Here is a 24,055-nt window from a genome sequence, read left to right as displayed (position 1 = left end):
CAGATTTTGTGTTCTTTGGTTTTAAAAGGATTAGCCTTTAAATACACCCATATTGGCATATTTATCCATACGTTTAGCAACCAATTCTTTTGGTGATAAGTTTTTTAAAGACTCATAAGTCTTTACAATTGTACTACTCACTGATGCAAATGTTTTTTCTTTATCTCTATGCGCTCCTCCAAGCGGTTCTTTAATAATTTGATCAACTAATTTTAGTTTTTTCATATCAGTAGCAGTCAACTTTAAAGCTTCTGCTGCTTGTTCCTTATACTCCCAACTGCGCCACAAAATAGAAGAACAAGACTCTGGAGAAATTACAGAATACCAAGTATTTTCAAGCATTAAAACCACGTCTCCAACTCCAATTCCTAAAGCGCCACCAGAAGCTCCTTCTCCAATAACAATGGTTATAATAGGCACTTCTAATCTTGTCATTTCAAGAATATTTCTAGCTATAGCTTCTCCTTGCCCACGCTCTTCTGCTTCTAAACCGGGATAGGCTCCTGGAGTATCTAAAAGTGTTACCACAGGTATACCAAACTTCTCTGCCATTTTCATCAAGCGCAATGCTTTACGGTAACCTTCTGGATTTGCCATTCCAAAATTTCTGTACTGTCTAGTTTTGGTATTATATCCTTTCTGCTGGCCAATGAACATAAAACTCTGGTCGCCTATTTTTCCCAAACCACCAATCATGGCTTTATCATCTTTAAAGTTTCTGTCTCCGTGTAACTCTAAAAAAGTATCACCACAAATAGCTTTAATATAATCTAAAGTATATGGTCTGTTAGGGTGACGGGATAACTGAACACGCTGCCAAGGGGTTAGCTTTTTGTAAATATCTTTTTGGGTAGCTTTTAATTTCTTTTCAATTTGCTCACAAGTCTCAGTGACATCAACTTCACTTTCCTCTCCAATGACCTTACATTTTTGAAGTTGTTCTTCTAGTTCTTTTATGGGGAGTTCAAATTCTAAATATTCCATAAGAATTCCTTTTGGCTATTAATTTTGGTTAGGCTACAAATATAAAAACTTTAATCTTGATTAAGCCTTAAGAATATTTACTTTTTAGTTTTTTGGAGTTTTTAAGTATCCCATTTAATAATACTGTTACTATTATAATAATGGCCCCATAGTAAAATGAGTTACTCATTTTTTCTTTCTCTGGAAACAAGAGTATAGCCATTAATATTCCGTATATAGGTTCTAAATTATATGTTAACACAACTGTGTAAGGGCTAATTAATTTCATTACATATACTGATGCTATAAATGCATAAGCAGTACAAACTGATGCTAAAATGAATAAATAAATAAAATCCATTCTGCTTAAATTAAAAAATTCTTGACTAAAACCATCAGTAGAAAAAATCAGAAATAATGTTATAAAAAAAACACCACTTAGAAATTCATAAAACGAAATTACCGTAGCGGTGTGTTGCCTTAAAAAACTACCATTTAATACAGCAAATAGCGATGAAAAGAATGCTGACAATATACCCAAAATAATTCCTGTGAGATACTTTATTTCGCTTTGCGTGATAATAAAAACACCAATAATCACAATGATTCCGAAAACAATTTCATACCAAATTATTTTTCGTTTGTAAATAATGGGTTCTATGAAAGATGCAAAAAATGCTCCCGTTGAAAACATAGCCAAAGCTATGGAAATATTAGCCTCATCAATAGCACCAAAAAAACAAATCCAATGAGCCGCAATTATAATGCCTGCAACAGATAATTTTAAAATGGACTTAGGTTTGATTCTTATTTTAACTTTTGCCACTTTAATGTAAAAGAACATTAAAATTGAGGCCATAAACATTCTAAACCAAACTAAAGGAATAGCAGCAATTGAAATTAACTCACCTAAAATAGCCGTAAAACCAGCTATAAAAACTAAAAAATGTAAATGAAGATAATTTTTGAGTTTAGCGTTTGGCATTATTTAAAAGGTAAATAGCTAAGATACCAAAAAGCGTGTTAGGAAACCAGGCAGCTACTGCGGGAGAAAAGTCTGATTGTTCTGCCATAACACCAAAAACCTTATCGAAAAAAACAAAAACCATTGCAATACAAATACCTAAGGCTAAATTAACACCCATACCTCCTCTTCTTTTTATTGAAGACACCGCAACAGCTATAATAGTTAAAATAAAAACTGAAACTGGTAAGCTCCACTTACGATACAAAACCAATTTAAATCGCCCTACTTCTGAGGAACCCCGAGCTTCTTCTTCTTTGATGAATTTTGTTAAATCTCCGTAGCTTAAAACTTCGGCAGCATATTTAGGAGGTGTTAGGTCCTTAACCGTGAAATCAAAAAGTGTATCCTTGGTTCTTATACTCTCTAATTCATCTTCATCATCAAGGATTTTTCTTTTAATATAATTTGTTAACCTATACGTTGTGTCTTCTTCAATATATCTAATATTATCGGCAGTTATTTTATACACAAGCTTATTGTCTTTAAAGTGCTCTAATGTAAAATTAAAGCCTTTATTAGTTTTCATATCAAAACTGCTCACATAAATAATATCATTGTCATTTATTTTTCTGAATACATTAATATTATCAACTGCTTTCCTACCCTTCTTTAAATATTTATAAGTAAAATCATTAAAACCTTCGCTTGCTTTGGGAGCCAAATACATACCCAATACCATAGAGAAAATGGCTATGAGACAAGCTCCTATTAAATAGGGTCTTAAAAAACGAGTAAAAGAAACCCCTGAACTTAAAAAGGCAATTACTTCAGTATTATTTGCAAGTTTTGAAGTAAACCAAATAACTGATATAAATAAAAATAACGGAAATAATAAATGTGTAAAATAGATTGTAAAATCTAAAAAGTATATCAAAACTTCTGATAAAGGCACTTCATTTTCAAGAATTTTACCAATCTTTTCCGCTAAATGTACCGTTATCATTATAGGTATAAATAATAACAGCATTGTTGAAAAAGTGAGCAAATATCGTTTTAATATGTACCAATCTAATATCTTCATTTACTATTACAAACGTTTATCCATTTGCTTCACCATGGTGTCCTTCCAAGTTTTAAAATCTCCAGCTAATATATGTTTTCTAGCTTCTCTAACCAACCACAAATAAAAACCTAAATTATGGATGGTAGCTATTTGTTTACCTAATAATTCATTAACAGAAAACAAATGACGCAAATAGGCTTTGCTATACTCTGTATCTACAAAAGTAATGCCCATGTCATCAATGGGCGAAAAATCATCTTCCCACTTCTTGTTTTTAATATTTATAGTACCATGAGCCGTAAACAACATACCGTTTCTGGCATTACGCGTTGGCATAACACAATCAAACATATCTATACCTAACGCAATATTTTCTAAAATATTGATTGGTGTACCAACTCCCATTAAATACCTAGGTTTATCTTCTGGTAAAACACCACAAACAACCTCGGTCATAGCATACATTTCTTCGGCAGGTTCTCCAACCGATAAGCCTCCAATAGCATTTCCAACCGCTCCGGTATTGGCAATATATTCGGCTGACTGGATACGTAAGTCTTTGTAAGTACTACCTTGAACAATTGGGAAAAACGCTTGACTATAATCGTATTTTAGAGGTGTTTTTTCTAAATGACTGATACATCTATCTAACCATCTATGCGTCATATGCATAGAACGTTTAGCATAATTGTAATCACAAGGGTAAGGAGTACATTCATCAAAAGCCATAATAATGTCTGCCCCAATACTTCTTTGAATTTCCATGACGTTTTCAGGAGTGAAAATGTGGTAACTTCCATCTATGTGCGACTTAAATTTAACCCCCTCTTCCTTAATTTTTCTGTTTGCAGAAAGGGAATACACTTGATAACCACCAGAATCGGTTAGAATATTTCTATCCCAATTCATGAACTTATGAAGCCCTCCTGCTTTTTCAATAATGTCGGTTTGCGGACGCAAGTATAAATGGTATGTGTTACCTAAAATAATATCAGGATTAATATCTTCTTTCAACTCTCGTTGATGCACTCCCTTTACGGTTGCAACTGTACCAACAGGCATAAAAATAGGAGTTTCAATATGTCCATGATCGGTAGTTATTATTCCTGCCCTGGCTTTACTTTGGCTGTCTTGTGCTTTAAGCTGAAACTTCATCTATTATATATTCAATGGGCAAATATACTTAACTGAAAAATGATAACGTTTGTATTAAAAAGAAAATAATTTAGTTTTGGCAGCGTTTTTGATAATGTTAAACAAATCTTAAAAACGAACAATTATGAGAAATGTATTTTTAATCGCATTATTTGCGTTACTTCTAACTGCTACAACCAAAGCACAAACAGCAACCGGGTTTGGTTTTAAAGCTGGTTTAAACTATAATGCTAATGGGAACTATTTTGATTCGGTAGGTGAAAATGCTAAACATCCCGACAGAAATATTGGGTACCACTTTGGACTTTTTGGAAAGGTTGGGAACAAAATATATTTTAAACCTGAGGCTGTTTTCACTAGTACAAAAAGTGATTATAACGATGACACTTTTAAAATGCAAAAAATTGATGTTCCCTTGTTAGTTGGCGCTAAGGTTATAGGCCCTTTAAGTGTTTTTGGCGGACCATCATTACAGTTCATTTTAGATTCTGAATTTGACAACATTTCTATTAACAATATTGAAAACGACTTTTCAGTTGGCTTAAACTTTGGAATAGGACTAAACTTAAATAAAATAGGTATTGATGTTAGATATGAAAGAGGGTTTAACAATAACGAAGCCACATTTTTAAATAATAACATCAACAACATTGAGGATAGGTTAGACACAAGACCAGACCAACTCATTTTGAGCTTATCTTTCATTCTCTAATTTAGCCCAACGCATACATATAGAGGTCGTAATATTTACGACCTCTTTTTATTTATGATTAATAGCTTCACCAGCTCCACTAGGTATCCTGATGTTCTCTACAATTTCCTGAACCTCTTCAGGAGGCGCTTTTGTAAATTTCATTATAGTAATAGATACTATAAAATTTAATACCATGGCAACAGTTCCAAACCCTTCTGGTGAGATTCCAAACCACCATTCACTTTTATCGGGTATTGTATCATCAAACCAACCTAATTTATATTTTATCATATAAAGCAGCATTGCTAAAATACCAACCACCATATCTGCAACAGCACCTTCTTTATTCATACGTTTATATAGATTCCTAAAATAATAGCAGGAAAGAACGAAGCTGCCGCCAAACCAAAAGCTAAAGCTACTACTGCCGCCACAAAACCAGGTGGGTATATACCATAATAACCAGCTACTAAAACTGCTCCAACTGCCGATAACCGAGCTGCCATCAACTCTCCTTTTTCAGAAATGGAGGGTTTAATTACTTTTTAAATTAAATCATGTGAAACCGATGCCGAAATCACTAGTAATAATCCCGCTGCTGTTGATAAAGCAGCTGCTAAACCTCTTGCCGCTACTAAAGCAATAACCCAATTTGGTAGTCTCGCAATTCAGGATTGGCAAACTCTTTTATGTAGTTGTCTGTAGGTAATATGCTGCGCCTCTTCCTCTGGATTATTAGGTTCAAATAAAATAGCCGTTTTATTTACATTTGTTGTTAAATGTCTGTCAATACAGTTAACTGTAATATTTAGTTTAGCTCCCTCAAACCATTTTACTTCTGGCTTAGTAAAATCCCAATGTAAAACTTTATCCCATTTTTTGTACCATAAAAAATGTTCTTCTGCTACTTCTTCCCAAAAACTTTCTGGATCCCTAACAGATTTTCTATAAACTTGGTAATATTCTTCTAAATGTTTAATGTGATAGTTACTCATTAGTTAGATGATTAATTGTGATTGTCTAAAATAATAAATTCATCTAAAATTTATAGATCTAAGAGAGTTAGTTTAAATTTTTAAACCTATATTTATTTTTCTTCTTGTTACTATGCATAAAACAAACAGGTTGTACTTTATTGATGCTGTTAGGGCTTTTGCAATTTTGATGATGCTTCAAGGGCACTTCATTGATACCCTTTTAAATCCTATTTACAGAGATGATACTAACATTACCTACAACATTTGGCAATACTTTAGAGGTATCACTGCACCTGTGTTTTTTACTATTTCTGGATTAGTATTTACCTATTTGCTTCTAAAGGCGTTTGCTAAAAATGATGACAAACCCCGAATTAAAAAAGGCCTACTAAGAGCACTATTTCTTATTTTTACTGGTTACGTGCTACGTATTAATTTTTTGAGTTGGTTCTCTGGGAAATTTAGTACCAATTTTCTTGTAGTTGATGTGTTGCAGTGTATTGGTGTTTCTTTAATTCTTTTGATAGCATTACATGTTCTTTTAAGAAAATACAGTTATTTATTTTCAATGGTTTTATTTACTATTGGATTTATGTGTTTTTTAACTGAACCACTTTATAGAAGTTTAAGTTTAAATCATATCCCTTTTGTATTAGCAAACTACTTTTCAAAAACTAATGGTTCAGTTTTTACTATACTACCATGGTTTGGTTATTCTGCATTTGGTGCATTTACAGCAACTGTTTTTTTTAGACATGTACACAGGTATAAATTTAAACTGTTAACCATAATTGTTTTTTTTATGGTGGGTTATTTTCTTATTTATCATTCTTCGTGGTTTTTAAATAAACTTTTCTACTTTACAGGCATAGAATTATTTTATGAGAGTGCCAATTATAATTATTTATTTACCCGATTTGGTAATGTTCTGGTATTATTTGGTTTGTTTTATAGCTTAGAACGGTTTTTTAAAGCTTCGTTCATTACAAAAATTGGACAAAAAACACTTTCCATTTATGTATTTCACTTTATTTTGTTGTTCGGTAGCTTTACAGGTTATGGGTTAAAAAGATATTTAAGTAAAGTTTTAAACCCTCAAGAAGCTATTATTGGTGCTATACTTTTTATAATGTTTGTTTGTGTAATTGCCTTTTATTATGCAAAAACTAATGCTTTTTTATATTCTAAAATAAAATTTTTAATTGATAAAGTGAAAAGTAATTAGTACTTGTTTCGACTATGTAGTTATGAAAATTTTACAAACACTTATCATCGTTTCTGTATTTCAAATTAGTTTTTCACAAATACACTCTACTGATAGTCTTAATGCCGTTACCAGTTCTACTCACGTCTATAAAGTAATTAAAAAAGATACTTTAAAATTAGATTTATACAAACCTAAATATTTCAATGATTCAAAACCGATACTCATTTACGTGCATGGAGGAGGTTTTGCTAGTGGTTCAAGAAACGAATCTCATACTGTTGAATTTTGCAATAAACTAGCAGAACATGGTTTTCCAGTAGCCTCAATTTCGTATAGATTAACAATGAAAAACAAAGGGCTGGGTTGCAATGTAAAGGTTAAAGAGAAATTAAAAGCGTTCAATAGAGCTTCAGAGGACATTAGTTACGCTGCTAAATTCTTAATAAAAAATAGTAAAAACTTAAAAATAAATACAAATAACATAGTTTTAGCAGGTAACAGTTCTGGAGCCGAGGCTATCTTAAATCTGGTTTATGTTTATGATAATGATATCTTACCTAAACATTACAAATTTGGTGGAGTTATAAGCTTAACTGGTGCTGTAATATCTCTTGAAAATATTAATACCTCTACAGCAATACCCACGCAACTATTTCATGGAACCAATGACAACTTAGTGCCTTATTACATTGCAGCTCATCATTTTTGTGAGGAAGAAGATACTGGCTATTTACTTTTGTACGGTTCTCGAGCCATTGCAGACCGTTTAAAAGGACTTGGTAAGAGCTATTTCTTAACATCGATTGTTGCAGAACCACATCAAAGATCAAGTGCTCCCATGCATAATCATTTCAACGATATATTGGATTTTCTGAATAATGATATTATAGACAATAACATTAGACAAACCGAACGCATTTTAGGCTTTTAGCTCATTTAATATTAAATGATAAAACATCACTTAAAGAACTTAGTTTGTACGAAGCTAAATGTGATTATCAATTACGGACAAAATATAATTGTTTAATGTTGCTTAATAACATTACTAGCTCCACTAGGTATCCTAATGTTCTCTACAATTTCCTGAACCTCTTCAGGAGGCGCTTTTGTAAATTTCATTATAGTAATAGATACTATAAAATTTAATACCATGGCAACAGTTCCAAACCCTTCTGGTGAGATTCCAAACCACCATTCACTTTTATCGGGTATGGTATCATCAAACCAACCTAATTTATATTTTATCATATAAAGCAGCATTGCTAAAATACCAACCACCATACCTGCAACAGCACCTTCTTTATTCATACGTTTGTAAAAGATTCCTAAAATAATGGCAGGAAAGAACGAAGCTGCCGCCAAACCAAAAGCTAAAGCTACTACTGCCGCCACAAAACCAGGTGGGTGTATACCATAATAACCAGCTACTACAACTGCTCCAACTGCCGATAAGCGAGCTGCCATCAACTCTCCTTTTTCAGAAATGGAGGGTTTAATAACTTTTTTAATTAAATCATGTGAAACCGATGCCGAAATCACTAATAATAATCCCGCTGCTGTTGATAAAGCAGCTGCTAAACCTCCTGCCGCTACTAAAGCAATAACCCAATTTGGTAGTCTCGCAATTTCGGGATTGGCAAGTACCATGATGTCTCTATCAACTGTTAGTTCATTGTTTATTTCATCAGCTACATATTGAATATTACCATCATCATTTTTATCTTCAAATCTTATGAGTCCAGTAGTTTCCCATTTCTTAAACCATTCTGGCATATTCTCATACGGCTTATTAGAAACCGTTTCTATCATATTTGTTCTAGCAAAAACCGCTACAGCCGGAGCAGTTGTATACAGCAAAACAATGAGTAACAAAGCTATTCCTGCAGATTTACGTGCATCTCTAACCCGCTTTACAGTAAAAAATCTAACAATAACGTGTGGTAATCCGGCAGTACCAACCATAAGTGCCAATGTAATGGCAAAAACATCGATAGTTGACTTAGAACCTTCGGTATATTCGTTGAAACCTAATGCTGTACTCAATCCATCTAGTTTGTCTAATAAATATCCTGAACCATCTATTAATTCAGAACCAAATCCAAATTGAGGAATTGGATTCCCTGTCATTTGAAATGATATAAAAATGGCCGGCACCATAAACGCAAAAATTAGCACACAATATTGTGCCACCTGTGTATAAGTAATACCTTTCATACCTCCTAAAACGGCATAAAACAGTACAATAAACATCCCAATGATGACACCTGTATTAATATCAACCTCTAAAAACCTAGAAAATACAATACCTACCCCACGCATTTGTCCAGCAACATATGTAAAAGAAACAAGCAAGGCACAAAAAACAGCCACTATACGTGCTGTTTTTGAATAATATCTATCTCCAATAAAATCGGGTACTGTAAATTTTCCAAACTTTCGTAAATAGGGTGCCAACAATAAAGCTAATAATACATAACCACCGGTCCATCCCATTAAATATACAGCACCGTCATAACCGGCAAAAGAAATGATACCAGCCATTGAGATAAAGGATGCGGCGCTCATCCAATCTGCGGCAGTAGCCATTCCATTGGCCCAAGGTGATACACCTCCACCAGCAACATAAAAATCTTTTGTAGAATTTGCTCTTGACCAAATGGCAATACCAATGTATAATGCAAAAGTTAGTCCCACTAAAATGTAGGTCCAATCTTGAACGCCTATGGCAGTAATTAAATAACTAATTGTCATAGCCGTACTTTTTATCGAGTTTATTCATAAGTCGTACATACACAAAAATGAGGATTACAAATACATACATAGAGCCTTGTTGTGCAAACCAAAACCCCAATTTAAATCCTGCAACCTTAATGGTATTTAATTCGTCTTTAAATAATATTCCAGCCCCATAGGAAACCAAAAACCAGATAGCTAGTAGCATTAGAACATATCTAATGTTTTCTTTCCAATAGGCTTTTGCCTTATTTTTTTTAGTCATTTTTAGTTGGTTAAGACTTTAAATATATAAAAACGTATTTTTAATACCACAAGTTTAAATCAATCTATTGTTTATAACATGGCATACGACGAATATTTAGCAGACCGTATTAGAAATCAACTAAAAGAAAAAAGGGTGAATTTTACTGATCAAAAAATGATGGGTGGCTTATTGTTTAAATTAGATAATAAAATGCTTTGTGGTATTCACATTGATAAAAAATATGGAGACAGCTTATTAATGGCTCGTATTGGTGAGGATGTTTATAAAAAGGAACTTGAAAAACCATGTTGTTTACCTATGGATTTTACAGGACGCCCTATGAAGGGCTATATATTTGTGACTCCAGAAGGCTTTGATTCTGAAGACGATTTAAGCTATTGGCTAGATTTATGTATCACATTTAATCCTTTGGCTAAGGCTAGTAAACCAAGAAAAAAGAAACAATAACCCCATTTCTTTTTTAAGTAACTATTAAGAAAATATCAATAATTACTGATTCCTTTTTTTAATCATAATAATATTTTACATTAAAGGAGTTTTATGTCTTTTATTTAGAATTGTTTTAAATTATTACTAAAATAAAAGTATAAACTCAAACATGATAAATGTTAGTTTTTATTAGTTGTCCTAAATGTATTTTTGAAGCAGCAATATTTAAGACATAAAACTCTTTAAAAGATATACACTTGAACCTGAAGAAAAAAGAAATTCTCCCCAATAAAGGGTCTAGATGGCGCCCTGTAGCTGTTGTAATGATTGCATCACTTGTAGGTTTGGGCTTTTTTATGGCCAAGGAAGCGTCATTAGTTTCATATATGTCCAACAAACCAGAAGCTTGTGTTAATTGCCATGTTATGACACCTATGTACAATAGTTGGATGCATAGTTCTCACAGAGAATATGCCAATTGTAACGATTGTCATGTACCACATGATAACACTTTCAATAAATATTATTTTAAGGCAAAAGACGGATTGTTTCATGCTTCCATTTTTACAGCTAGGATGGAGCCTGAAGTAATGTTTATGAGAGAAGCTTCTCAAGAAGTAGTTCAAAACAATTGCATTCGCTGTCATGTGCAACAAGTTACACAAACTAAATACGATGGTTGGATAGATGATCATAAAGCCAATAGAACAGAGAGAAAATGTTGGGAATGTCATCAAGAGATACCGCATGGTACTGTTCACGGAATTTCTACTATTAGAAATAATATTGCTCCTATACCAACAGATACTTTAACAACAGTCATCCCAAAATGGTTAGACAATAGAATAAACAAAAAAAATTAATTAACACGACCCGCAAATATTAAACAAATGAAAAACAAGGTATTATTTATAGTTACTGTAATTGTAGTCTTCCTTTTAGGATTACTCGCATCCAGCATTGTAAATAGAAAAAATGAAGCTAAATACAAGTATGTACCGCAAGTAGAGATTAATGAAAACGAACCTCGAAATGAGGAATGGGGCAAAAATTTCCCAGCTGAATATCAATCTTTTTTACAAACGGAACAAGGAGACTTTGCGTCATTCCAAGGTGGTAATGCTATGAGAGATATGTTGGAAGAAGACACTCGTTTAGCAGTACTTTGGGCCGGTTATGGATTTTCTAAAGATTACAACCAAGGTCGTGGACATCAATATGCGGTTGAAGATATCCATAACTCTTTAAGAACAGGTGGGCCAAAAGGAAACGGTGATGGACCCATGCCTGCCACTTGTTGGACTTGTAAATCTCCAGATGTACCTCGCTTAATGAATGAAATTGGCATTGCTGAATTCTACAGTGGTAAATGGGCAGATAAAGGCGAAGAGATTGTAAACCCTATTGGTTGCGCAGATTGTCATGATTCTAAAACCATGAAATTAACAATTACACGTCCTGCATTGGTTGAAGCTTTTGAAGTTATGGGTAAAGACATCAATAAAGCTACCCATCAAGAAATGCGCTCTCTTGTTTGTGCACAGTGTCATGTAGAATACTACTTCAATAAAAATACACCCGGTAAAGAAGGTGTACCTTACTTAACATTCCCATGGAAAGATGGTATGTCTGTTGAAGCTATGGAAAAATATTATGATGACATGAACTTCAAAGACTGGACACACAAGTTAAGTAAAGCGCCCATGCTTAAAGCACAACACCCTGGTTACGAAACCTATTTAACAGGTGTACATGCTGATAGAGGTGTTTCATGCGCTGATTGCCATATGCCTTACAAAAGTGAAGGTGGACAAAAATTCACTGATCACCATATTCAATCACCACTTAATAATGTAGCTAACTCTTGTCAAGTTTGTCACCGTGAGGAAGCTGAGAAATTAAGATCAAATGTATATGAACGTCAACAAAAAGCGGCAGAAAGCAGATTAAAGCTAGAAGATGCTTTAGTAAAAATGCATGTTGAAGCAAAAAAATGTTGGGATTTAGGTGCTACAGAAGAACAAATGAAAGATATTTTAATGGATATTCGTCACGCCCAATGGCGTTGGGATTATGCTGCAGCTGCTCATGGAGCATCTTTTCACTCACCTGTTGAAACAGCCAGAGTTTTAGCAAGCGGCTTAGATAAAGCTACTGAAGGCCGTGTAAAATTAGCACGTTTATTAGCAGATTTAGGACACAATAAACCTGTTGAAATGCCAGACCTTTCATCTAAAGAAAAAGCCCAAGAATATATAGGTTTAGACATGGAAAAACTAACAAAAGAAAAAGAAGAGTTTAAAGAAAATCTTCTTCCAAAATGGTTAGAAGCAGCCAAAAAGCGTGAAGCTACTTATGGTAGTAAGCAAGTTTCTGCAGCACAATAAATAATAGTTAAGTTAATAGTATTTTAAACCTTTTAAGGTTGAAAAAGGATAATCTTTGAACTTGGCTTCAAAGATTATCTTTTTTAAGACATATATGGTATGAGCAAAATATATAAACTCTTTTCCTCGTCAGGATTAGCACTTATTTTATTATTAGTTTTTGCAATAGCTATGGCAGTTGCTACTTTTATTGAAAACGACTATGGAACTGCTGTAGCTTGGTCTAGTATTTATGACTCTTGGTGGTTTGAAGTTGTGATGGTAGGACTAGCCATTTGCTTTTTCTTTAATATTTTTAAATACAAACTTTTTAGAAAACAGAAATGGGCTATTTTCCTATTCCATATTGCATTCATAGTGATTATACTAGGTGCTGGAATAACACGGTACACCTCTTATAGCGGTATCATGCGTATTAGAGAAGGGGCTTCATCTAACATTATTATTTCAGACACCAAACTACTAACGGCTACTATAACCGATGGTAAAAGAGAAAAGACCATTCATAAAAAATTAAGCTTTTCTCCATTAGAGAATAACCATTTTGTTATTGACACTGAACTTAACGGAAAGCAAATTAGTATATCTTATAAGGATTATATAGCAGATGCTGCTCCCGAAGTAATAACCGATAGTGTAAATGGAAAACCTCTTTTAGAAATGGTGGTAACAGCCGGTGATGGAAGAAACACCATATACTTGCAAAAAGGCGAAATAGAACGTATTGGGGTACACCAGCATGAAGTTGGTTTTGAATCTAACAAATTTGATATTATAAATATATATGAGGAAAATGGGCAGTTTAAAATAAAGTCGCCGCATCACCCCATAGACTTTTTTATTATGACTAGCCAGCAAGCTGGAAAAATCAGGCAGGATACACTTCAAAACATTTCTTTGAGAACTTTGTTCCGTTCTGGTGATTTTTCTTTTGTTCCAACCGCATTTTACCCCAAGGGTACTTTTAAACTTAAAAGTTCGGCAGCAACAAAAACCGAAAATGATGCTACTTTAGATGATGCTCTTATTGTAGATATAAAAGTAGATAACGAACCCATTCAGGAAACCAACCTACTCTATCGTGAAGGATTTTTACCTATTAAGCATATTTCAAATTTTAATGATGATTTAGAAATCATTTTATCCTATGGCTCTGGAGCTATTCAAATTCCATTTTCATTAAAACTAAACGATTTTCAATTAGAGCGTTACCCTGGTTCTTCAAGTCCATCGGCCTATGCTAGCGAGGTCATGATTTTAGATGGAGATAAACAAATTCCATACAGAATCTTTATGAATAACGTATTAGACCACAAAGGGTTTCGCTTCTTTCAAGCCAGTTATGATACAGACGAGCAGGGTACCGTTTTGTCTGTTAATCATGATAGCATTGGTACTTGGGTAACTTACATGGGGTATTTTTTAATGGGTCTTGGCATGTGTTTTACTTTTTTTGGGAAAAATTCCCGTTTTCAAATTATCAATAAAAAGTTGAAAAAGCTAAAAACGAAGGCCGCCATGGCAACCACCATAATAGCTTTATTTTTCGGCTTCCAAAATTTGTATGCATCAACAAAGCAAGATAGTATTCCAAGGGTTACTATAGAAGCCTTAGTACAATCGCAACAAATTGATAAACAACAAGCCAATATTTTTGGAAGACTACTAGTACAAGATTTAGACGGACGCATTAAACCAATCAATACACTAGCCTCAGAATGTATTAGAAAAATATCTCGAAAAGCCTATTTTAAATATCCCATTCAAGAAGACGTCTTAAAATTAGATGTTAATCAAGTGTTTCTTGGCATGCATATGGCTCCTAGAGTTTGGCAGCAAATACCAATTATAAAGGCTGATACTGAGAAAACTGGTGATTTATTAAACAATATGCCTGTTGGTAAAAACAGATTATACGCTTTTGTAAACTTTCTTGATGATAATGGTAATTACCTACTCTCTGAAGCTGCCGAAAATGCCAATAAAAAGAAACCTGCAGAACGTAACGAGTTTGATAAAGAAGTTTTAAAAATTGATGAGCGTTTCAATATTTTGTATAATTTGTTCTCTGGAAATTATTTAAAAATCTTCCCTAATAAAAAAGACACCAACAATACATGGCATAGTTACAATTATGATTTTAAAGATTTTACTGAAGAAGATGGCAGATTTGCCAAAACTATTTTACCAGCTTATTTCAGTGACCTCAACAAAAGAAACTATAACGAAGCCTATGAGAAATTAAATTATATTAAAAAATATCAGGAAGTTATAGGTGCTTCTATAATCCCATCATCCGAACGTATTGAGGCCGAATTATGGTATAATAAAGCCAATATTAATTTCTGGCTGTTTCAAGTTTTTTTCACCCTTGGTTTTGTATTGTTAATCATGGCTATTATTAGAATGTTTTCTCAAAAAAAATTGGCAAATATACTTTGGAATGGCTCCATATTACTCACCTTAATATCATTCTTACTATTCACATTTAACATCATTTTACGGTGGTATGTAGCGCAACATGCGCCTTGGAGTAACGGTTATGAAATGTTAGTATTTGTAGCCTGGTGTTTGTTATTAAGCGGATTGATTACATTTAGAAAATCAGATTTTGCCTTACCGCTAGCTACATTATTTAGCGGAGCTTTATTATTTGTAAGTTACTTAGATTGGTTAAACCCTGAAATTACCAATTTAATGCCTGTATTAAAATCATATTGGTTAAAAATACATGTAGCCACCATTGTAAGTAGTTATGCGCCTCTGGGCTTATCAGCCGTTTTGGGAATTATGGCACTACTACTTATGTTGATTAAAACCAAAAAAACAAAGTCTATTATAGAAATAAAAATAAAGGAACTCTCATACATTAATGAGTTATCAATGACCATTGGGTTGTTCACATTGGCTATAGGAACTTTTTTAGGTGGAGTTTGGGCCAATGAAAGTTGGGGGCGCTATTGGGCATGGGATCCAAAAGAAACTTGGGCACTTATTAGTATTATTGTGTATGCTATTGTGCTACACTTGAGATTTGTTCCTAAACTAAACAATTTCTTTACCCTAAATACAGCCAGTATGTTTGCTTTTTGGTCTATTATAATGACCTCTTTTGGAGTAAATTACTACCTATCTGGTTTGCATAGTTATGCATCGGGTGACCCTGTTCCCGTTCCAAATTTCGTGTACGTGATTTTCTTTAGCATGGTTTTAATTACCATTTTGGTTGCGGTTAAGCAGAGAAAAGTAAAAGCATAACCCTTTTGGTTTATCCCTAACAACCAAAAAACCATCAACTGTGATTCATTTTATTATAAGGAAGTAGATAAATAGTAAAAAGAAAACGTTATAGTTAATAATTTTTGTTTGTAATTCACCAAAACTGACAAAGGTTAGTTTTTAATAGAACGTGTAAACGTAATTTTGTGATGTAAACAAAACTACGCCCAAATGAAAACGATACTAAAATTGCTATTGAGCATTGCATTTATATTCACTTTAGCATGTAATAACTCAAAAAGTAAAACAATTGCAGAACATAGCCACAATGAAGTGCATTGGAGTTATGAAGGCGAAACATCTCCTGAACATTGGATAGAAATTGAAAAGAATTCAGACTGTGACGGTAATAGGCAGTCTCCCATAAATATTATTCACAAACTAGTAGATTCTGTTCATGATAAGTCTGATTTAAAAATTCATTACTCACCTACAACATTTATTGACAAAGTTGAGAATAATGGACACTCCATTCAGTTTGATTTTGAACCTGGAGATTCTATTCACTATAAAAATGACACCTATTTTTTAAAGCAAATCCATTTTCACGAACCATCCGAACATAAAATAAACGGAGTCATTTACCCCATTGAAATCCATTTAGTTCATGTAAACAAAAATGGAAAAATAACCGTTCTTGGTATTTTAGGCGAAGAAGGTGATGAAAGTCAACTTTTTGAATTTTTAGAAAGTTTTTTACCACTAAAAAATGGAGAAACCAAAACCATTCATCAAAAGTTAGATCTTTCAGACTTATTCAAACATAGCGAAGACTATTATACTTACGGAGGGTCTTTAACCACCCCACCCTGTACTGAAAATGTTAATTGGGTAGTGTTTAAACATCCTATCATACTCTCCGTTGAAGAAGTTCTTAAACTTAAAAATAACATGCCTGTTAATAATTATAGAAACGAACAATCTGTAAACAATAGGATTGTAGAGTTTAATTATTAGCTTTGATGTATGAAATACAAAGCAGTTATTTTTGATTTAGATGGCACCTTGGTGAACTCTATTTATGATATAGCCGATGCCATGAATACGGTATTGCGCAAACGTAATTTTAACACCTTTGATTATGAAACCTATAAATCCTTTGTGGGGCATGGTGTTAGGAGCTTAATACTTAAAGCAGTTCCAGAATCGCCTGAAAAGGCTAATCTTGTTGATGTATGTTTGAAAGAAATGCTTGATATTTATAGTAATTGTTGTACCGATAAAACACACCCATACCCTGGTATCTTATCACTCTTAGAAGAATTAAAATCTAAAGATGTTAAGCTTGCCATACTTTCTAATAAAGAAGACTCTTTAACAAAAAAAGTGGCTGCCGCTGTGCTTCCAGATTATATTTATCCTACTTTGGGATTAATTGAGGAAGCGTTAAAAAAGCCTAATCCAAAAGTCTTACTACAAATCTGTGAAACCCTCAATGTAACACCTAAAGAATGTGTTTATGTTGGAGACACCAGAGCAGATATTCAAGTTGCTAAAAATGCTAACATGATTTCAGTTGGTGTTAGTTGGGGCTTTAGAGATCAAGAAGAACTTGTTAAAGAAGGTGCTCATCATATTATAAATACACCTGCAGATTTGCTTGAAATTTTGTAATTCAATCGTATCTTTTTTATTATTTGTTTCAATACCATAGCACTTTTAATTGGCATTACTGGAAATAACAAAAAGTTAGGTATTAAAGATTATTAAAACATAACAACAAAGCTTAAACAGTTTACTACTGTTTTTAGTATCTTCAAACTTTATAAAACTTCAATATATGGTTTCAAGATTCTATAATATCAAAAATTTTAAAGGTGATTTCACCGGTGGTTTAGTTGCCGGCGTTGTAGCGCTACCACTAGCTTTAGCTTTTGGTGTACAATCGGGAATGGGTGCAACCGCAGGACTCTACGGCGCCATAGCTGTGGGTATTTTTGCTGCTATGTTTGGCGGTACAGAAACCCAAGCCAGTGGTCCAACAGGACCTATGACAGTGGTTTCAGCAACTCTTGTTGCCACTGCTATACAAATGACTGGAAGTATTGAAAATGGGCTAAGCATTATCTTAGCAGCTTTTTTACTGGGTGGTTTATTTCAGGTTGTTTTTGGGTTTTTAAACATTGCTGGTTATGTAAAATATTTCCCCTACCCTGTAGTTTCAGGGTTTATGAGCGGTGTAGGACTTATTATTGTCATACTTCAACTCTTTCCGTTTGCAGGGTTAGATTCTGCAAAATCTACAGTTAAAGTTATTCAGGAATTTCCTAGACTATTTTCCGAAGCCAATTTATATGCACTCCTTTTAGGTGCTATTACCATTGTAATTTACTTTGTGTTTCCTAAAATAACTAAAGCCATACCTAGTGCACTTGTAGCGCTAATTGTAGCAACATTAATTGCATTCTTTTTTAAATTAGATGTCCCTTTAATTGGCGAAATCCCTTCTGGTTTACCATCCTTTCAATTAGGTGGCATTTTAGAAATTGATTCCAATGCCTACAGCATCATTATAGAATACGCTGTCGTTTTTGCAGTACTTGGTAGTATAGATTCGTTGCTTACATCAGTGATTGCTGATAATATGACCAAAACCAAACATAATAGTAACAGGGAGTTAATTGGCCAAGGTATAGGTAATATGTTGGCTGCGGCCATAGGAGGCATTCCTGGTGCCGGTGCTACCAAAGGCACCGTGGTAAACATTAACGCCGGTGGAAAAACGCGCTTATCGGGTATTTTGCATGGTATGTTCTTGTTAGCTGTTTTATTAGGTTTGGGACAACTGGCAGCTCATATTCCACTTTGTGTATTAGCAGGGTTGTTAATACCTATTGGGTTTAAAATTGTAGATTTTAAAGGTTTAAAACACCTTTTAAAAGTACCCAGAGCAGATGCCGTGGTCTTAATTTTGGTTTTACTCATTACCACCTTTGGAAGCTTAATACAAGCTGTTGGTATTGGTGTAGCATTGGCGTGTTTACTCTTTATGAAAAAATCTGGTGACATTAACGAGCAACGTTTAGAAGTAGATGCCGTTGCTGATATTGATGGTAATAAACCTTGGCAAGATGAAACTGATTTTTACGAAACTTACAAAGACAAAGTCATCATCAAACATTTATATGGTGCCTTGTTTTTTGGATTTACCTCTTATTTTAAAGACCAAATTAAAGCATTACCCAATGAAATAAAAGCCGTTATTTTAAGAATGGACCGCGTACCTTATATGGACCAATCAGGTTTATACGCTTTAGAAGATATTGTTTTTGATTTGAATAATGAAGGCATTGAAGTGCTTTTAGTAGGTTTAAAAGAACAACCCAAAGCCATGTTGGAAGCGGTAGATATAATTCCAGATTTAGTGCCTACAGATGATGTTTTTGAACACATTGATGATGCCTTTATATATCTAAAGAAAAAACTTAAAGCACAATAATGATTTATGAAATATCTATCGCTCATAATCGCTGTATTATTCTTTACCCTTAAAATAAACGGGCAAGACACATCACATACGGCGGTTATATCATACGATGCTTCAAAAACATCTATTTCCTTAGACAAACAAGGTATTTTGCATATTAATTTAACGCCAAGTGACACCTCATCTTTACTAAACAAAAGCACTCTGAATTACGAAGATTTTGGAGCTGTTGGTAACGGAAAATCAGATGATATTATTGCCATTGCAGCTACACATGCCTTTGCCAATGCACACAATAAACAGGTTAAAACTAAGGATAGTGCCACCTATTATATTTCAGGAAAATCACATACCGTTATTATTAAGACCAATACTAATTTTGGTAAAGCAGCATTTATTATTGATGATACCCAAGTAGAAAATAGAAAAACACCAGTATTTTTGGTGAGTTCTAAGTTTGAACCTATTCAAATAAAGTCCGTTTCAAGTCTTAAAAAAAATCAATCCAAACTAGATATCACGCTTTCTCAACCTTCCATGATAACCGTAGTAAATTCTAAAGTAAAAAATTACATTAGAAAAGGTATCAATTATGTAGATAAAGGAGCCTCACAAACCGATGTTTTTGTTGTAAACGCCAAAGGTCATGTAGATACCAGCACCCCCATTATTTGGGATTTCAACCAAATAACCTCTGCCATTGCACAACCCATTGACGAGGATACACTTTACATTAAAGGCGGTCGTTTTACCACTATTGCTAATAGTGATTTGCCAAGATTTAATTATTATGGTAGAAACCTAGTTGTAAAAAGGAGCAATGTTACAATTGATGGTTTACAGCATCTTGTTGTTAGCGAGGGCAATCAAGGAGCACCTTATTCTGGTTTTATACATATTAGATCCTGTGCATTTGTTACTGTAAAAAACACCCTTTTAACAGGGCATAAAACTTACAAAAATGGTAAGAATCCCATAGGAACTTACGATATTACAGTAAATAGGGCGCTTAATGTGTCTTTTATAAATTGCTCTCAAACCAATGACATTAACAATAGAAGCTATTGGGGAATTATGGCCTCAAGCTATTGTAAAAATATTGTTTTAGATAACTGTACGCTTTCTAGGTTTGATGCCCACAAAGGTGTCACCAATGCCACCCTAAAAAACTGTAACATAGGCCACATGGGATTACGCATCATAGGTTCTGGAACATTTAAAGTAGAAAATACTACCGTCTATTCGCATCATTTTATAAGCCTTAGAGAAGATTATGGTAGTACTTGGAACGGACAAATAATAATAAAGGATTGTGTTTTTAAACCCTTAAAAAAAGACCTAAAACAATTAGAACTTATAGCAGGCACTAATACGGGTCAACATAATTTTGGTTACCCTTGTTTTATGCCAGAAACTATAGTCATAAATAACCTTTATATTGACGACTCTCAACTTACTCCAACCTACAGAGGGCCGTTTATTTTTAAAAATTTTAATTACCAATACAAAAGCGAAGTGTACAAAGAAACCTATCCTTATACCAAAACAAAACAAGTATTTCTTAATGAAATTAACATTGCAAGTAAAAACACACTTAAATTAAGCCCTAATTTGTTCATGTTTAAGGGTGTAGCAGTGATTCAAAATAATTAAATATTTATAACGAATTTATAACTCATTTGACGTTAGCAGAATTTTAAAAAAAGAACAGCCAATATGAAAACTTGGAAAACATATTTTTATGGACTTGGGATAATCCCTCTTATTTTTAGTATTTCTTTACTGGCTTTTTATTTTCATGCAGGACTAATTCTTGGACAACTTCCAAGATATAATCAACCAGACCCCAAAGAACTTGAAATATACTTTTATTATGAACCAATCATTAATTTTACTGGTAATATCTGGGTGTTTTCACTAATATTTTGGTTATTATTGACAGTGGTTTATACCATTTTTAAAAGAAAGCAAATTATTTGGAAACCAATAATCATAAGTGCTTTGGGTCACGTTTGTACCATTTTACTTTTTTTATCTGGAGTTATGGAATGGTTTGCTGACTAAAAATGACATAAAATTTCCGTCTAAGGTATATTATATCAATAAAGCAAACAAGTACAGAATTTCTACCCAAAAAACTGCCCCAGTGCCGATGGTTGTTGTAACAACCATCCTGTTAAGCTATAGCGTGGTTTGTGTGATGCCAATACTGCATGAGGCACTTCTGCACTCTTAAACATAACGCACCTTGCCTCTATGGGTTCAACTAAAAAAGAAGAGTTATCTTTTAAGAAAATCTCTAACTCACCACCATCCCCTTTTTGCCATTGTTTATTTAGGTAAATAACCACACTTATAGTACGGTTGTTTCTGTTATTAAATTGATCGAGGTGTTTATCATAATGTCCGCCTTTAGGGTAATGTGCTAAATGAAATTCATATCCAGATAACCCCAGAAAGCAATACCTATTGTAGATATAAAGCGTTTCATCAATCAAGTTCCAGATAGCATTCAATTCTGAATCTCTTTTTCTGTCTAACCAATAGGTAAAATCTCCTCGAATATCTTTACGAATGGTATGATCTGTCAAAGCTCCTATTCCTGCTTTTGTAAAGGCCTCTAGATGTAATTGAAAAAAAGATTGTAAGGTATTTAGCCTACTCGAATCTAAAAAATTATCAATGATAACATAATCATTTAAGGAAAGGGCATCCATCCAGGAAAGCCAGTCCTCTAGCGTATGGCAATGTTCCAAATAGTTTTTAAAAAGTGCGTAAATATAATGTATTTCCTAATAGAAAATTAAAAAATAAATGCACCTAAAAACCTTAGTGCACTGCAGCATAAAAACATCTTCATAAACTATTTTATTATATGTAACACACGCCATTGTCTATAACTTTTCTGTCTTTATTAGTAAGATTCATTGATATTATGGTTTTTAAAAATTAACTTCGCTTCTAGTGGTATATCATTAACTTGTACTGAGCTTACCGAAGTATTAAAACGATGTTATATCTATAAAGATGTGGTGTTTATGAGAATAATGGAGGATTGTAAGAAACTTTACAAAATAAGAACTGAAGCTTTAGAAAAAGCAAGACAAAATCACGACTACAAAGAAAGGATTAGAATATATGAGGAACAAACAATTTACAACCCACCTGACAATAACAACCCACCTGAAATTTTAAAAAAATTACGGTCTGCATATAAAGGAAATACAATAGAATATCTAAATGACCTTTATTTTGAAATTTTGGAAAAAATCCAAAAAGCTGATAAGGAAAATAATATAAGCGAATTACTATTAAATTGTCAAATTAGCATTGGACTTATTGAGCCCTTAATTTGCTACAATTATAAACACTACAATAGTTTTAATATAAAAAGTATTCCAGCTATCTACAAAGGTCTTATATATTTTTCTGTGAATGGAATAAAAAGTCAATTAAAAAATATAGCGGATATAGTTGACTTTTTTGATGAGTTAAAATTTTACAAATCTGACGTTGAAGAAGCATTCGAGAGAGCAAAACTTTCATCAAATATTTATAATACAATTAAAATTAAAGGTAACTTTCAACAGTCAAAACTTAAAAAGGAATTAGATTTTGACAATGGCAGGTTTATATCATCAACTGTTGGATATATGATTAAAGTAGATAAATTGGAAAAATGCAAAATAGAGAAAACCACTTTTCTTAAAATTAAATAAAGACGACACCACACCACAGTATGAACAGAACTGAATTATTTGATAAAATATTAAATCATCTGATTGAAAATCCAAATAATTATTGGGTTTTGATTCCAACTTGCGAAAAATACTTCGGAGTTAGTGACAGACGACTAATTGAATCAATAGGTGATGAAATAATCGAGCGAGGATGGGCCACACCGAAAAAAGATGATAAATATTCTGTTTACATCCATTACGACGGAATCGAAATGATGAAAAAGCATAAGTCCTATTCATCGTTTGAAAAATCAATAAATAAAGCAAACAATAGGTCAAAAGTCGAAAAAAATATTAAAATAATACTTTCTATTATTGGTGGAATTGGTGTTATTTACGGTTGTGTTTTTACATATATAAATTATCAAAAGGACAGAAAAATTGATAATCAACAAAAAGAAATAAAAAAATTGAACGAAAAAATTGACTCACTAAAAACTGAATTAAAACAACGCACCACAACACCATATCCTATGAAAAGCACTAGCCTAGTTCTCCAAAGTTAATATTTTATTTTTAATTATCTCATAATGATGATTCTGTGGTGTTGGAATGTTGATAATTCCGATAGGATTATCAATATTTCAACAGCCTTTAAATAACTTGCTCCGCATCCTATATGTGATCCATTCTTAAATACGATGGTCACCAGCATCTGTATGATTATAAGCTATAATAAACCTGGCCACTTGCTATAAATGTGTGATACCTATCAATCTGGTTCACCTACGGTGTTTTGTGATACAGGTTTTGCTACTTCTTTGTG

The 24,055-nt window shown here is 33.2% G+C and carries 21 protein-coding genes and 2 pseudogenes; 14 read left to right on the top strand and 9 right to left on the bottom strand.

The window, feature by feature from the left end; genetic code table 11:
* Positions 1-30 precede the first annotated feature (30 nt).
* From E1J38_RS14570 to tgt, 4 genes are all read right to left on the bottom strand, one after another.
* Positions 31-984: an acetyl-CoA carboxylase carboxyltransferase subunit alpha gene (locus E1J38_RS14570; protein WP_133357573.1), complete on the bottom strand. Its 954-nt coding sequence runs from the start codon at positions 982-984 to the stop codon at positions 31-33.
* 67 nt (positions 985-1,051) lie between these two features.
* Positions 1,052-1,948: a DMT family transporter gene (locus E1J38_RS14565; protein WP_133357572.1), complete on the bottom strand. Its 897-nt coding sequence runs from the start codon at positions 1,946-1,948 to the stop codon at positions 1,052-1,054.
* Positions 1,935-3,011, bottom strand: coding sequence for an LptF/LptG family permease (locus tag E1J38_RS14560; RefSeq protein ID WP_133357571.1), 1,077 nt, complete (start codon positions 3,009-3,011; stop codon positions 1,935-1,937). The genes E1J38_RS14565 and E1J38_RS14560 overlap by 14 nt, the downstream gene beginning before the upstream one ends.
* A 6-nt stretch (positions 3,012-3,017) precedes the next feature.
* Positions 3,018-4,148 (bottom strand): tRNA guanosine(34) transglycosylase Tgt, encoded by a 1,131-nt coding sequence (gene tgt, locus E1J38_RS14555; protein WP_133357570.1) that lies wholly within the window; start codon positions 4,146-4,148, stop codon positions 3,018-3,020.
* Positions 4,149-4,272: 124 nt separating this feature from the next.
* Here tgt and E1J38_RS14550 point away from each other — a divergent pair, with 124 nt between their 5' ends.
* The gene (locus tag E1J38_RS14550; RefSeq protein WP_133357569.1) at positions 4,273-4,860 is read left to right on the top strand and encodes an outer membrane beta-barrel protein; all 588 of its coding nucleotides are present in this window, start codon (positions 4,273-4,275) and stop codon (positions 4,858-4,860) included.
* Positions 4,861-4,908: 48 nt separating this feature from the next.
* On the opposite strand, the pseudogene E1J38_RS14545 reads toward E1J38_RS14550, so the two are convergent.
* Together E1J38_RS14545 and E1J38_RS14540 are read right to left on the bottom strand one after the other, a co-directional pair.
* Positions 4,909-5,551, bottom strand: a pseudogene (locus tag E1J38_RS14545) (sodium:solute symporter family transporter); the annotation flags it as partial.
* A pseudogene (locus E1J38_RS14540) lies at positions 5,517-5,837 on the bottom strand (acetyl-coenzyme A synthetase N-terminal domain-containing protein); the annotation flags it as partial. The pseudogenes E1J38_RS14545 and E1J38_RS14540, both read right to left, overlap by 35 nt.
* 112 nt (positions 5,838-5,949) lie before the next feature.
* Between E1J38_RS14540 and E1J38_RS14535 the strand changes: the two are divergent.
* Entirely contained in the window at positions 5,950-7,044 is a 1,095-nt protein-coding gene (locus E1J38_RS14535; RefSeq protein WP_133357568.1) for a heparan-alpha-glucosaminide N-acetyltransferase domain-containing protein, read from the top strand.
* A gap of 22 nt (positions 7,045-7,066) precedes the next feature.
* Entirely contained in the window at positions 7,067-7,957 is an 891-nt protein-coding gene (locus E1J38_RS14530) for an alpha/beta hydrolase (protein ID WP_133357567.1), read from the top strand.
* 92 nt (positions 7,958-8,049) lie between these two features.
* Here E1J38_RS14530 and E1J38_RS14525 read toward each other — a convergent pair whose 3' ends face one another.
* Positions 8,050-9,750 (bottom strand): sodium:solute symporter family protein, encoded by a 1,701-nt coding sequence (locus tag E1J38_RS14525; protein ID WP_133357582.1) that lies wholly within the window; start codon positions 9,748-9,750, stop codon positions 8,050-8,052.
* Between the two features lie 16 nt (positions 9,751-9,766).
* Complete coding sequence (locus E1J38_RS14520; RefSeq protein WP_133357566.1) at positions 9,767-10,024, bottom strand: DUF4212 domain-containing protein; 258 nt, start codon at positions 10,022-10,024, stop codon at positions 9,767-9,769.
* 78 nt (positions 10,025-10,102) lie between these two features.
* Here E1J38_RS14520 and E1J38_RS14515 point away from each other — a divergent pair, with 78 nt between their 5' ends.
* From E1J38_RS14515 to E1J38_RS14475, 9 genes are all read left to right on the top strand, one after another.
* Positions 10,103-10,474: a TfoX/Sxy family protein gene (locus E1J38_RS14515; protein ID WP_133357565.1), complete on the top strand. Its 372-nt coding sequence runs from the start codon at positions 10,103-10,105 to the stop codon at positions 10,472-10,474.
* A gap of 239 nt (positions 10,475-10,713) precedes the next feature.
* Positions 10,714-11,319, top strand: coding sequence for a cytochrome c nitrite reductase small subunit (nrfH, locus tag E1J38_RS14510; RefSeq protein WP_255449913.1), 606 nt, complete (start codon positions 10,714-10,716; stop codon positions 11,317-11,319).
* A gap of 27 nt (positions 11,320-11,346) precedes the next feature.
* On the top strand, positions 11,347-12,843 hold the full coding sequence (gene nrfA, locus E1J38_RS14505; RefSeq protein WP_133357564.1) for an ammonia-forming cytochrome c nitrite reductase: 1,497 nt from the start codon (positions 11,347-11,349) through the stop codon (positions 12,841-12,843).
* Positions 12,844-12,942: 99 nt separating this feature from the next.
* Positions 12,943-16,101: a cytochrome c biogenesis protein CcsA gene (locus E1J38_RS14500; protein WP_133357563.1), complete on the top strand. Its 3,159-nt coding sequence runs from the start codon at positions 12,943-12,945 to the stop codon at positions 16,099-16,101.
* 192 nt (positions 16,102-16,293) lie between these two features.
* Positions 16,294-17,079 (top strand): carbonic anhydrase, encoded by a 786-nt coding sequence (locus E1J38_RS14495; RefSeq protein WP_133357562.1) that lies wholly within the window; start codon positions 16,294-16,296, stop codon positions 17,077-17,079.
* A gap of 9 nt (positions 17,080-17,088) precedes the next feature.
* Positions 17,089-17,736, top strand: coding sequence for an HAD family hydrolase (locus E1J38_RS14490; protein ID WP_133357561.1), 648 nt, complete (start codon positions 17,089-17,091; stop codon positions 17,734-17,736).
* A gap of 166 nt (positions 17,737-17,902) precedes the next feature.
* The gene (locus E1J38_RS14485; RefSeq protein WP_133357560.1) at positions 17,903-19,561 is read left to right on the top strand and encodes a SulP family inorganic anion transporter; all 1,659 of its coding nucleotides are present in this window, start codon (positions 17,903-17,905) and stop codon (positions 19,559-19,561) included.
* 6 nt (positions 19,562-19,567) lie between these two features.
* Complete coding sequence (locus tag E1J38_RS14480) at positions 19,568-21,202, top strand: hypothetical protein (protein ID WP_133357559.1); 1,635 nt, start codon at positions 19,568-19,570, stop codon at positions 21,200-21,202.
* A 63-nt stretch (positions 21,203-21,265) separates the two neighbouring features.
* Positions 21,266-21,613, top strand: coding sequence for a hypothetical protein (locus E1J38_RS14475; protein ID WP_133357558.1), 348 nt, complete (start codon positions 21,266-21,268; stop codon positions 21,611-21,613).
* Between the two features lie 62 nt (positions 21,614-21,675).
* Here E1J38_RS14475 and E1J38_RS14470 read toward each other — a convergent pair whose 3' ends face one another.
* Positions 21,676-22,305, bottom strand: coding sequence for a 2OG-Fe(II) oxygenase (locus tag E1J38_RS14470; protein WP_255449912.1), 630 nt, complete (start codon positions 22,303-22,305; stop codon positions 21,676-21,678).
* Positions 22,306-22,587: 282 nt separating this feature from the next.
* On the opposite strand from E1J38_RS14470, the gene E1J38_RS14465 reads away from it, so the two are divergent.
* Together E1J38_RS14465 and E1J38_RS14460 are read left to right on the top strand one after the other, a co-directional pair.
* The gene (locus E1J38_RS14465; protein ID WP_133357557.1) at positions 22,588-23,268 is read left to right on the top strand and encodes a hypothetical protein; all 681 of its coding nucleotides are present in this window, start codon (positions 22,588-22,590) and stop codon (positions 23,266-23,268) included.
* A 20-nt stretch (positions 23,269-23,288) separates the two neighbouring features.
* The gene (locus tag E1J38_RS14460; RefSeq protein WP_133357556.1) at positions 23,289-23,795 is read left to right on the top strand and encodes a hypothetical protein; all 507 of its coding nucleotides are present in this window, start codon (positions 23,289-23,291) and stop codon (positions 23,793-23,795) included.
* The last annotated feature ends 260 nt before the right edge of the window (positions 23,796-24,055 follow it).

The organism is Seonamhaeicola sediminis (assembly GCF_004358095.2).
Taxonomy (GTDB): Bacteria; Bacteroidota; Bacteroidia; order Flavobacteriales; family Flavobacteriaceae; genus Seonamhaeicola; species Seonamhaeicola sediminis.
This window is presented reverse-complemented; position numbering and strand designations above follow the sequence as displayed.